Genomic DNA, 12,464 nt, shown 5'->3' on the forward strand with positions numbered 1-12,464 from the left:
ACTCAAAAATCTGAATATTCTAATAAAATATAAATAATCCCCCGCACTTCACATAGTGGCGGGGGATTTATTCTGGCGTCAAAATGCCCAAAGTATGGGGGTGACTCTTAAATCATGGCAAAGCACCTAAAACTTGATATGGTGCCGAGCCCTAACTTAGCACAATATAGTTAGTATGACAAAGTCATCTAACATAACACATCAGAGATTGCCTGATTTATTCCAGACCATACAGTGATACAGTTGCACAACGCATGACTTTTATTTAGCAATAACTGCTACTTCTGAAATAAGTTGCTTTGCATAGTCTGATTGCGGATGTTTGATAATATCTTCTGTGTTATTCAGTTCAACGATTTCGCCATTTTTCATAACTGCAACGCGATCACATATTTCATTGATAACACCCATGTCATGTGTGATGAATAAATAAGTGATGCCGAAGTCTAACTGTAATTGTTTTAATAACTCGATGATATCTTTTTGAATTGAAACGTCTAAAGCGGACACTGCCTCGTCGCAAACAATCACTTTAGGTTCTACAGCAAGTGCTCTCGCGATACTTACACGCTGACGTTGCCCACCAGATAATTCGTGTGGATAGCGATATAAGAAACTTTGATCTAGGCCAACCTTTTCTAACAACGATACGACAGTTTTAATAATGTCATCATTATCTTTGACTTTCCCATGAATGATTAGTGGTCGTTTAATCACATCAATGACTTTAAATCTTGGATTAATAGATGCGAATGGATCTTGAAAAATCATTTGTATCTCTTGTCGTAAAGATTTCAATTCATCATCTTTAAATAAACTTAATGGTAATTCGTTATACCAAATAAAGCCTTCTGACACTTCCTTTAGACCGACGACCGTCTTAGCTAATGTCGATTTCCCTGACCCTGATTCACCGACAATGCCTAATGTTTCGCCTTTTCTAATACCCAAGTTAATATCATTAACTGCTCGGTATAGGCTGCCACTCGGTGATGTGTAATCCACGCTCACGCGATCGAATTTTAATAAAATATCATTGTTTAACGGTCTTGGCGGACGCGTTTGATGAATATCAGGAATCGCATCTATTAAGCGTTTTGTATAGGTATGTTGTGGCGATTTAAAAATACTTTCAACCGTGCCACTTTCAACGACACTTCCATCTTTCATTACAATCACATCGTCGCAAAATTGATACACAGCGCCTAAATCGTGAGTGATAAAAATAATAGATGTTTCTGTGTACTCATAAAGGGACTTCATTAACTGCAGTAATTGATTTTGTGTACTGGCATCTAATGCCGTTGTTGGTTCATCTGCGATTAAAATTTGTGGCTTTAAAATCAATGCCATTGCTATCATGACACGTTGACGCATACCACCAGAAAGTTCATGTGGATAAGCATCAAATTGTCGAGTTGCATGTTTTATACCTACTTTTTCTAAAATGTCTATTGTCATCGACTTTGCTTCAGATTTAGATACACGTTTATGTTGAAATAGTACTTCTGTAATTTGTTTGCCAATCGTTAATCTTGGATTCAACGAAGAGAGTGGATCTTGAAAAATCATTGAAATATCCTTACCTCGAATTTGTTGTAACGCTGAAGTTGATAAATTATTTAACGATTGCCCATTAAAAATAATTTCTCCTGTTAATGTGTGATCTGGATAATCTGGTAGTAGCCCTAAAATAGATTTAGCAGTAATACTTTTTCCTGATCCTGATTCACCAACAATACCTAGGATATGTTTTTTTCGTAATTCGAAAGAGACATTTTTTACCGCTTGAACTGTAGTTTCATCATAATTGAATTGTACATTCAGACTGTTGACTTCTAATAAATTTGACATGATGTTGTGCCTCCCTATTCACAAATGTGTAAATTTATTCTATACTTTTGTATATCATAGTAATCTACTCAAGATTATTTTACAAGGAGTGATTATCATAATTACTTATTTAGAATCTTTTAAGTCGTTGTATCACAAGGCATTTTACAAGTTTGTATTATCGGTATTAAGCTTGCCAATATTTTTATATGCAGTGATAAAGTTTTTCTTTTCTGCTAAGAGAAAAAATTTTTACGCTAATAATTCTGAAATTTCAGAAATTGAACGAGCGTTACATCAAAAATATAAATATTTATCGCAGCAAAAGTCATCCACACAAATACATAAAGAAGCATTAAAAATATTCAAGGCACAAAGTTCTAATACGAGTTCAAAGAATATTGAACAAGCACATTTTTCAACATACTTTGAAAATTTATTATTTCATAAGTTCATCATGATCAAAGTAATATTGGCCTTGCCGATGTTCATCTTATTGACTATTTATTTACAGCCATTAGTTAGATATATTTTTGAGAGAATTGTCATGGCTGTGATTGTCATCATTGGTGTTATTGTCAGTGTGTTTACCATTCTGTATTTTTCACCGCTTGATGCGGCTTATAGCATACTGGGACAAAATGCAACAAAGGCACAGATACATCAATTCAATGTATTACATCATCTTAACGAACCTTATTTTATTCAATTGTGGGATACCATCAAGGGTGTTTTTACCTTTGACTTAGGTACGACTTACAAAGGGAATGAGGTTGTGACTAAAGCAGTTGGCGAAAGAATTCCAATTACAATAATTGTCGCAGTATTAGCGCTAATTGTGGCATTAATTATTGCAATACCAATTGGTATTATCAGTGCGATGAAGCGAAATAGTTGGCTTGATATCACGTTAATGATAATTGCATTAATTGGTTTATCTATTCCAAGTTTCTGGCAAGGGCTATTATTCATTTTAGCGTTCTCATTGAAATTGGATATTTTGCCACCATCTTATATGCCAGAACATCCAATATCGTTGATTTTACCTGTACTTGTCATTGGAACAAGTATTGCTGCTTCTATCACGCGTATGACAAGGTCTTCTGTACTTGAAGTAATGCGCAGCGATTATGTTTTAACTGCTTATGCAAAAGGATTATCGACGACACAAGTTGTTATTAAACATATTTTGAAAAATGCCATTATTCCAATTGTAACGTTAGTTGGTCTTCTAGTGGCAGAGTTACTAGGCGGTTCAGCAGTGACGGAACAAGTATTTAACATTAATGGTATCGGGCGTTATATCGTCCAAAAACAACTAATACCTGATATCCCAGCAGTCATGGGTGGGGTCGTATATATATCAATTGTAATATCTTTAGCAAACTTAATTATTGATATATTTTATGCTTTAATCGATCCAAAATTACGTAGTGAAATTAACGAAAGGAAGTGAGGCATATGGTAAAACTTACAACAAAGATAGCTTCCTTAAAACTATTCGCAAGTTATGCTATAGCAACTTATATTTTAGTTATATTAACGAGTGCATTAAATCTTTTTAAAGGTTATGTGGCCGATACGTTCTATATTGCTGAAACATTGCTAATCGTTTTAACCATCATTTTAATTATCATTTTAACAACGGAACAAACATGGAAGCATCATGACTTATGGCGACGTATCGTCGAAGTGTTGTTATTGTTGATGACATTAACAGGCAACGTATTTACATTATTAATGTTTGTAAGTATTAGACGTTACCAACGTACATCGCAAATACATAGTTATAACGGGTGGGAATCGTTTATACGAAAAACTACTAGACATCGTATTGCGATTATCGGGTTACTTATTTTAGTCTACATGCTGACATTATCAATTGTGTCACAATTTACATTTGATACGACATTGGCTACTAAAAATCAGTTCAATGCACTGTTACATGGACCGAGTCTAGCCTATCCGTTTGGTACTGATGATTTCGGTAGAGACTTATTTACACGCGTAGTTGTAGGAACGAAGCTGACATTTTCAATTTCAATTATTTCAGTAGTTATTGCAGTTATTTTTGGTGTGTTACTAGGCACTATCGCAGGTTATTTTAATCATATTGATAATTTAATAATGCGAATTTTAGATGTAGTGTTTGCAATTCCATCATTATTGTTAGCGGTGGCAATTATTGCATCATTTGGAGCAAGTATTCCAAATTTAATTATTGCTTTAAGTATCGGTAATATACCATCATTTGCACGGACAATGCGTGCCAGTGTTTTAGAAATTAAACGCATGGAATATGTAGATGCAGCACGTATCACTGGTGAAAACACTTGGAATATCATATGGCGTTATATTTTACCGAATGCGATTGCGCCTATGATTGTACGTTTTTCATTAAATATAGGTGTGGTTGTATTAACAACAAGTAGTTTAAGTTTCCTAGGACTTGGTGTTGCACCTGATGTAGCTGAATGGGGCAACATTTTACGTACCGGTAGTAACTACTTGGAAACGCACAGTAATTTAGCTATTGTACCTGGTGTTTGTATTATGTTCGTCGTTTTAGCATTTAATTTTATAGGTGATGCAGTGCGTGATGCACTAGATCCAAGAATTCATTAAAAAGGTAGGGATAGATGTGAAGAAAATCATTAGTATCGCAATTATAGTTTTAGCGTTGGTATTAAGTGGTTGTGGTGTCCCTACGAAATCAGAAGTGGCTCAAAAGTCATCGAAAGTTGAAGTGAAAGGCGAGCGACCAACAATACATTTCCTAGGACAAGCAAGTTATGAAAATGATATGAATATCGTTAAAGATCAATTGGAAAATGCAGGATTTAACGTGAAGATGAATATCCAACCAGATTATGGTAGCTATCGTACACAACGTCAAGCCGGCAATTATGATATCCAAATTGATGACTGGATGACAGTGTTTGGTGACCCGAACTATGCTATGACGGCATTATTTAGTTCTACAGGATCAAATAGTTTATTGAAAGATAAACATGTAGACCAGTTGTTAAATAAAGCTTCTACTCAAAATGAAGCAGATGTTAAACAAACATATAAGCAAATTGAAGATGAAGTTGTATTTGATAAAGGGTATATGGCGCCTTTATATGGATCAAAAAAGAATTTAGTATATGACAATAAAGTGTTAGATAAAAATAGTGTTGGATTGCCAAATTCACGTGCATTAATATGGCAACAATTTGATTACAACAATAGTAGAGAACGAGATACGCGGCCACTTGTGATGACACAACAAGATGGTGAAATTCCTACATTGGATCCAATACGTTCAATTGCGCCGTCAGTATATTCAATTAATATGAATATGTACACAAGGTTATTATTATTAGATGAAAATGATCATTTAACAACGAAAGGTTCGTTAAGTCATGATTATGCTGTGAATAAGGACAATAAAGCATTTTATTTCTTGTTAAGAGATGATGATTATTTTGCGAAAGTGGTCAATGGACAAGCACGTAATACTGGAGAGCGTGTATCGGGTGAAGATGTTAAGTTTTCTTTAGATAGAGCACGTGATAAAAAGTCTGTGCCTAACAATAATACTTACAATATGCACAAACATATAAATGACATCAAGATATTAAAAGATGAGGACATCGATCAGTTGCGTAAAGAGAAAGACAAGGACGATAAATCAATCTATGATAAGTTGATTAAAGCTTATAACGTCAAATCGTTAACGACAGATGGTCAAAAAGTAAATAATAAAGACGGTATTTATCAAATTGTTAAAATTACGACAGATCAATCGATGCCTCGAGAGGTAAATTACTTAACACACTCTTCGGCAGGCATTTTATCTAAAAAATTTGTTAATCAAGTAAATCAAGAATATCCAAAAGGATATGGGGATAGCAGTACAATTCCTGCAAATTCAGATGGGAAAAATGCGCTGTATGCAAGTGGCGCATACATTATGACACAGAAAAATGCATATCAAGCAACGTTTCAACGTAATCCAGGATTCAACGAAACAGAAAAAGGTAGTTATGGACCAGCTAAAATTAAAAATATTACATTGAAGTTTAATGGTGACCCGAATAATGCATTGTCAGAACTTAGAAATCATTCAATTGATATGTTGGCAGATGTGAATCAAAAACATTTTGATTTAATTAAGTCGGATAAAAATTTAAGCATTATTCGCAAAAATGGACGCAAGTCAGTCTTTTTAATGCTAAATATTAAAAAAGGTATATTTAAGACGCATCCAAACTTGAGACAAGCAGTAGTTAATGCGATAGATCAGGATCAATTTATTAAGTTTTATCGTGGCGATAAATTTAAAATTGCATCACCGATTACACCACTTGTCGATACTGGTAACGAGCAACGTCAAGATTTAGAAAAAGTAGAAAAAGCCATCAATCAATAATGTTTTAAATATTTAACAGAAAGTAGGAGGATATAGTATGGTCATTAACTTAAATGACAAACAGACAAAAACATCTAAAGAAGGGTTAATTTCCGTATCACATCCTCTTGCGGCTAAAATTGGTAAGGATGTATTAGATCAAGGTGGCAACGCCATGGATGCAGTGATTGCAATTCAACTGGCGTTGAATGTGGTAGAACCATTTGCATCAGGTATTGGTGGTGGCGGGTATTTGCTATATTATGAGCAAAGTACTGGCAGTATAACTGCGTTTGATGCGCGTGAGACAGCCCCTGCACATGTAGATAAACAATTTTATCTAGATGATTCAGGCGAATATAAATCATTTTTTGATATGACTACACATGGTAAAACTGTCGCTGTGCCAGCAATTCCAAAGCTGTTTGATTATATTCACAAGCGTTATGCTAAGTTGTCATTGGAAGATTTAATTAATCCTGCAATTGAACTAGCTATTGAAGGTCATGCAGCCAATTGGGCTACTGAAAAATATTCGCGCCAGCAACACGCACGATTGACAAAGTATTATGAAACGGCACAAGTATTTACGCATGAAAATCAATATTGGCGTGAAGGTGATTGGATTGTACAACCCGAATTAGGTAAGACATTTCAAATATTAAGAGAACAAGGGTTTAATGCATTTTATAAAGGTGACATTGCGAAACAATTAGTCAATGTTGTCAAAGCATGTGGTGGGACAATCACTTTAGAGGATCTAGCCAAATATGACATTCAGATTAAAGCGCCAATCAGTGCAACATTTAAAGACTATGACATTTATTCAATGGGACCATCTAGTTCTGGCGGTATCACGGTAATTCAAATATTGAAGTTATTAGAACATGTCGATTTACCATCTATGGGTCCAAGATCTGTTGATTACTTGCATCATTTGATACAAGCGATGCATTTAGCATATAGTGATCGTGCGCAATATTTGGCGGATGATAATTTTCATGAGGTGCCTGTACAGTCATTAATTGATGACAATTATTTAAAAGCACGCAGTACGCTCATTGATAGCAATAAAGCAAATATTGATATAGAGCATGGTGTTGTGTCTGATTGCATTAGTCATACAGATGTTGAAGAAAATCATACCGAAACAACTCATTTTTGTGTGATTGATAAGGAAGGTAATATTGCTTCATTTACGACATCAATCGGTATGATTTACGGATCGGGTATCACGATTCCAGGCTACGGCGTGTTATTGAATACGACAATGGATGGCTTTGATGTAGTAGATGGTGGTATTAACGAAATTGCACCATATAAACGACCACTAAGTAACATGGCTCCAACGATTGTGATGTATCACGGGAAGCCAATATTAACAGTAGGTGCACCTGGTGCCATAAGTATCATTGCTAGTGTTGCGCAAACATTAATCAATGTATTAGTGTTTGGCATGGATATTCAGCAGGCTATAGATGAACCTAGAGTTTATAGTAGCCATCCTAATCGCATTGAATGGGAGCCTCAATTTTCACAATCTACAATATTAGCATTGATTGCACGTGGACATGCAATGGAACATAAACCAGATGCCTATATTGGAGATGTACATGGACTACATGTTGACTTGAATACACGTGACGCATCGGGAGGTGCTGATGATACGAGGGAAGGTACAGTGATGGGTGGTGAGGTATTATCAATTAGAAAACAACCATTACTTAGTCCCGAAATATACGATAATGACACCCATCGTGTATATTTCAATGATGTGCAGTTACCTTTATTGGCAGATCAAGTGCGATGGATGCATGACAAATATTGGGTTGATGAAAGTGTCGTTAGAATCATCTTCTCTGAAGTTAGTGCACATATTGAAGATTTAAGAAGTTATGAAAACGCAGGAGAAAATTATATAGATATTGCCTGGTTAGCACGAAAGAAAGGTTATCAAGTGGCATTGAAAGATGATGGTTTATACTTAACTGATGATACATATACTTCAGTGAAACGGAACACAAATGCATACTATAGATATGATCGAGATAGTATCACAAGATAGTTTATACGCTTGATATGAAGTTTGTAGTGGATAAGGGCTTTTGTTGAATGAAAGGATTCGATTTTGAACTTTAGCGTGACGCTTGAGTGTAGTAATGTTGAAGTTGTTATAAGAAACGCTAGTCGCCTTTGTAAAATATAAAACGCCCCACAAATTCGTTTTTGATGTACACCACAATAGTTAGTCTAAAATCTAACTTGATGTGATTCGGTACAATTAAATGAATGATGTGAGGCGTTTTTATAATGTGTGATTTTAGTATGTTAAACGATAATAAATGATTTGGTTATTTCTATAATTACATCATAAGTATTAATGTTCACTTAATTTATTATAAGTAAGGCTTTCTTTGTATATAATTTGGTCTTTTCCAGGACTTGAAAAATAAAAATAAAGTTTCTGATCTTGATGATTATTGCCTTTTAAATCACTCATTCCCTTTAATTCCACCTTTGTTGATGCATTTCTGGGAATATTATATCTACGTTTTAATTGTTTAACGTTTGGATTATCATTCGACAACTTACCAGATAAATTATAATAATCAGTGGTAGGATCATGTGTGACTTTCAAATCATTGCTATTTAAAATGCTTGTTAAATCACCACTTTGAATCAAAAATTGATTGTTTTCGATTTTTTGTTTCAGCGCGGGATCTTTTACGTCTTTTGTGAAAACGATTTTATTATTAACTACTTTTACTGGATAACTTTTGTATGTCGAGTCAGTAGCATTTTTTCTATCGTTTGTAGTTGTGTCATATTCACCAGTTATTTTATGTGTGTTCTTATCTACCTTTAACAACATACGGTCTTCTTTTAAAAGCTCATCTGATCCAACAACTGAATAAGAGGATTCTATATACCATGTGTCTTGATCATTATTTTCATAATGGGGATTATCGTGACCATCAATTTCATAAAGCGTTTCTAAGTTTTTAATAGGATACGTACTTAGTACTTTTTTAAGACCATCTTTCAAATGAATTTGTTCCCACTTCATTGCCAAAAACATACCGCCACTGACTACAATTGAAATAATAATAATTGCTGCTAAGTTTAACCAGAAAATTTTATGTGCTTTCATACATTCACACCTTTTCTTAAAATACTTAATTAACACTATAATAATATATTTTAAAAATATTTACATCAGTATTAAAGTGAATATCAAACTTTAAATGTGTGGAAATAATAGGTATTTATAAAAAAGTAGGAAATGCATACAATTAAAAACTGTGTGACGTTTGAGACGTCACACAGTGTAACTAAAAATTTAAAAAATTGTTGCTAATTTTTCAGCATTATTAATACTAGTTGCTTTAATTTCTTCAGTCTTATGAGGTTCAGCATTGTGTCCTTCAATAATGATTGTTTCATATGATGGCACACCTAAGAATGTCATAATTGTTCTTAAATAACGGTCACCCATTTCAAAATCAGCAGCAGGTCCTTCAGTATAATATCCACCACGTGATTGAATGTGTAATACTTTTTTGTCAGTTAGTAAACCTTGTGGTCCTTCAGCAGAATATTTAAAAGTTTTACCTGCAATTGAAATAGCATCAATATATGCTTTAACTACAGGTGGGAAAGAAAGGTTCCACATAGGCGTTACAAATACATATTTATCTGCACTTAAAAATTCTTCTAAAATGTCACTCAATCTTGAAACTTTCATTTGTTCATCATCAGTTAACGTTTCGCCATTACTCATTTTTCCCCAACCAGTTAATACATCTTTGTCAATAACTGGAATATAAGTTTCAAATAAATCAATATGTTTCACTTCATCATCAGGATGTTGTTGTTGATATGTTTCGATAAATGCTTTACCAGCCGCCATAGAATTTGATACCAGTTCATTAAAAGGGTGTGCTGTAATATATAATACTTTTGCCATTTGAAAATTCTCCTCTGTTTCTGTTATTTTCTTGAGTATAATTATTATACTAGATATAAAATTTAATATCAATAAAAATATTCAAATTACCATCATTTTCTTCATCTATATTTGGCAGTACTACTAAAGTATGAGTGCATTTAATTATGAAATAGTTGATTTAGAATATATACTTAATACCCAAAATATATGAAGGATGGATGCCACTATGACAAAGCGACCAAAACGTATTTTGGCAACAATTATCATTTTTCTTTCACTATTATTTACGATTATTTATATAGATGACATTCAAAAATGGTTTAACCAATATACCGATAAATTGACACAAAATCATAAAGGACAAGGACACTCAAAATGGGAAGACTTTTTTAGAGGGAGTCGGATTACTGAGACTTTTGGTAAATATCAACATTCACCATTTGATGGTAAGCATTATGGCATTGATTTTGCATTGCCAAAAGGTACACCAATTAAAGCGCCGACGAATGGTAAAGTAACACGTATCTTTAATAATGAATTGGGCGGCAAGGTATTACAGATTGCCGAAGACAATGGAGAATATCACCAGTGGTATCTACACTTAGACAAATATAATGTCAAAGTAGGTGATCGAGTCAAAGCAGGTGATATTATTGCATATTCAGGCAATACAGGTAAACAAACGACAGGCGCACATTTACATTTTCAAAGAATGAAGGGTGGCGTAGGTAATGCATATGCAGAAGATCCAAAACCGTTTATCGATCAGTTACCTGATGGGGAACGTAGCCTATATGATTTGTAGTTATAGAAGGGTGCCCGCAGTCTAAAAAATTAAGCAATCATTGTGTGAGTATGATACTTACATAATGGTTGCTTTTTTCAATGAAAATCGTAATGCTAAGTCATACTTGTTTGATTTAGATATTACTTAAAATGTAAGACAAGGTTGTTAGCATTGGCAGTGAAATATCGCACATAAAAAACATTATTGTCACACTAGAAAATAGTTGTGCACTATATCAATTTTCTGTATAAAAGTTTAATTCTGACAGTAATGTAAACGTTTACAATTTATGATTGACATTAATAATGACTGAATATATGATTTATGTAAGTATTTGTGCAAACGTTTTCACAAAGTGTATTGCACAATCAAACTGTAAACAAAGTATGGGAGGCATAACATGGCAGAACTAAAGTTAGAGCATATTAAAAAGACGTATGATAACAACAATACTGTAGTGAAAGATTTTAATCTACATATTACTGACAAAGAATTCATTGTATTTGTTGGACCATCGGGATGTGGTAAATCAACAACATTACGAATGGTTGCTGGACTAGAGTCTATCACATCTGGAGATTTTTATATTGATGGGGAACGCATGAACGATGTTGAACCAAAGAATAGAGATATTGCGATGGTATTTCAAAACTATGCATTATATCCACATATGACTGTTTTTGAAAATATGGCATTTGGGCTAAAGCTACGTAAAGTAAATAAAAAAGAGATTGAACAAAAAGTTAATGAAGCAGCTGAAATATTAGGATTAACTGAGTATCTTGGTCGTAAACCAAAAGCGTTATCTGGCGGACAGCGTCAACGTGTTGCTTTGGGCAGAGCTATTGTTAGGGATGCGAAAGTCTTTTTAATGGATGAACCATTATCGAATCTTGATGCGAAGCTTCGAGTACAAATGCGCACAGAAATATTGAAATTACATAAGCGACTTAATACTACGACAATTTATGTTACACATGATCAAACTGAAGCATTGACGATGGCTAGTCGAATTGTTGTTTTGAAAGATGGCGACATTATGCAAGTCGGCACACCTAGAGAAATATATGATGCCCCTAATTGCATATTTGTGGCGCAATTTATCGGCTCACCAGCAATGAATATGTTGAATGCTACAGTTGAAATGGACGGATTGAAGGTAGGAACACACCATTTTAAATTACATAATAAAAAATTTGAAAAGTTAAAAGCTGCTGGCTACTTAGACAAGGAAATTATTTTAGGTATTCGAGCTGAAGACATTCATGAAGAACCAATATTTATTCAAACTTCTCCAGAGACACAATTTGAATCTGAAGTAGTTGTATCCGAACTGTTAGGTTCAGAAATTATGGTACATAGCACATTCCAAGGAATGGAATTGATTTCTAAATTAGATTCAAGAACTCAAGTGATGGCGAACGACAAGATTACACTAGCATTTGATATGAATAAGTGTCACTTTTTTGATGAAAAAACAGGAAATCGTATCGTCTAAG

9 protein-coding genes are annotated in these 12,464 nt (G+C 34.0%); 6 read left to right on the top strand and 3 right to left on the bottom strand.

Features of this window, described 5'->3' with window-relative positions:
• Positions 1–261: 261 nt before the first annotated feature.
• On the bottom strand, positions 262–1,854 hold the full coding sequence (locus IDG66_RS12765; protein WP_000067350.1) for an ABC transporter ATP-binding protein: 1,593 nt from the start codon (positions 1,852–1,854) through the stop codon (positions 262–264).
• On the opposite strand from IDG66_RS12765, the gene IDG66_RS12770 reads away from it, so the two are divergent.
• The 4 genes from IDG66_RS12770 to ggt are packed head-to-tail and all read left to right on the top strand — an operon-like array spanning position 1,811 to position 8,294.
• Positions 1,811–3,289 carry an ABC transporter permease gene (locus tag IDG66_RS12770; RefSeq protein WP_001796914.1) on the top strand — a complete coding sequence of 493 codons (1,479 nt, stop codon included), beginning with the start codon at positions 1,811–1,813 and terminating at the stop codon, positions 3,287–3,289. The genes IDG66_RS12765 and IDG66_RS12770 overlap by 44 nt on opposite strands.
• 5 nt (positions 3,290–3,294) lie before the next feature.
• Complete coding sequence (locus tag IDG66_RS12775) at positions 3,295–4,458, top strand: ABC transporter permease (protein WP_000240104.1); 1,164 nt, start codon at positions 3,295–3,297, stop codon at positions 4,456–4,458.
• A 16-nt stretch (positions 4,459–4,474) separates the two neighbouring features.
• On the top strand, positions 4,475–6,250 hold the full coding sequence (locus tag IDG66_RS12780; RefSeq protein ID WP_001837284.1) for an ABC transporter substrate-binding protein: 1,776 nt from the start codon (positions 4,475–4,477) through the stop codon (positions 6,248–6,250).
• A 37-nt stretch (positions 6,251–6,287) separates the two neighbouring features.
• Positions 6,288–8,294: a gamma-glutamyltransferase gene (gene ggt, locus IDG66_RS12785; RefSeq protein WP_000236409.1), complete on the top strand. Its 2,007-nt coding sequence runs from the start codon at positions 6,288–6,290 to the stop codon at positions 8,292–8,294.
• 312 nt (positions 8,295–8,606) lie between these two features.
• On the opposite strand, the gene IDG66_RS12790 is transcribed toward ggt, so the two are convergent.
• The gene (locus IDG66_RS12790) at positions 8,607–9,380 is read right to left on the bottom strand and encodes a tandem-type lipoprotein (protein ID WP_000643623.1); all 774 of its coding nucleotides are present in this window, start codon (positions 9,378–9,380) and stop codon (positions 8,607–8,609) included.
• 189 nt (positions 9,381–9,569) lie between these two features.
• Positions 9,570–10,196: an FMN-dependent NADH-azoreductase gene (locus tag IDG66_RS12795; RefSeq protein WP_001151450.1), complete on the bottom strand. Its 627-nt coding sequence runs from the start codon at positions 10,194–10,196 to the stop codon at positions 9,570–9,572.
• A 208-nt stretch (positions 10,197–10,404) separates the two neighbouring features.
• Here IDG66_RS12795 and IDG66_RS12800 point away from each other — a divergent pair, with 208 nt between their 5' ends.
• Together IDG66_RS12800 and IDG66_RS12805 are read left to right on the top strand one after the other, a co-directional pair.
• The gene (locus tag IDG66_RS12800) at positions 10,405–10,983 is read left to right on the top strand and encodes a M23 family metallopeptidase (RefSeq protein WP_000166919.1); all 579 of its coding nucleotides are present in this window, start codon (positions 10,405–10,407) and stop codon (positions 10,981–10,983) included.
• A 382-nt stretch (positions 10,984–11,365) separates the two neighbouring features.
• The gene (locus IDG66_RS12805) at positions 11,366–12,463 is read left to right on the top strand and encodes an ABC transporter ATP-binding protein (RefSeq protein ID WP_000818914.1); all 1,098 of its coding nucleotides are present in this window, start codon (positions 11,366–11,368) and stop codon (positions 12,461–12,463) included.
• Position 12,464 lies beyond the last annotated feature (1 nt).

The sequence above is a fragment of the Staphylococcus sp. EG-SA-18 genome, from assembly GCF_017151825.1.
GTDB classification, from domain to species: domain Bacteria; phylum Bacillota; class Bacilli; order Staphylococcales; family Staphylococcaceae; genus Staphylococcus; species Staphylococcus aureus.

What these genes read in the sequence shown, in the direction of transcription:
- IDG66_RS12800 (WP_000166919.1), top strand. Translation starts at nt 10,405, where the DNA reads ATGACAAAGCGACCAAAACGTATTTTGGCAACAATTATCATTTTTCTT.
- ggt (WP_000236409.1), top strand. Translation starts at nt 6,288, where the DNA reads ATGGTCATTAACTTAAATGACAAACAGACAAAAACATCTAAAGAAGGG.
- IDG66_RS12775 (WP_000240104.1), top strand. Translation starts at nt 3,295, where the DNA reads ATGGTAAAACTTACAACAAAGATAGCTTCCTTAAAACTATTCGCAAGT.
- IDG66_RS12795 (WP_001151450.1), bottom strand. Translation starts at nt 10,196, where the DNA reads ATGGCAAAAGTATTATATATTACAGCACACCCTTTTAATGAACTGGTA.
- IDG66_RS12765 (WP_000067350.1), bottom strand. Translation starts at nt 1,854, where the DNA reads ATGTCAAATTTATTAGAAGTCAACAGTCTGAATGTACAATTCAATTAT.
- IDG66_RS12790 (WP_000643623.1), bottom strand. Translation starts at nt 9,380, where the DNA reads ATGAAAGCACATAAAATTTTCTGGTTAAACTTAGCAGCAATTATTATT.
- IDG66_RS12805 (WP_000818914.1), top strand. Translation starts at nt 11,366, where the DNA reads ATGGCAGAACTAAAGTTAGAGCATATTAAAAAGACGTATGATAACAAC.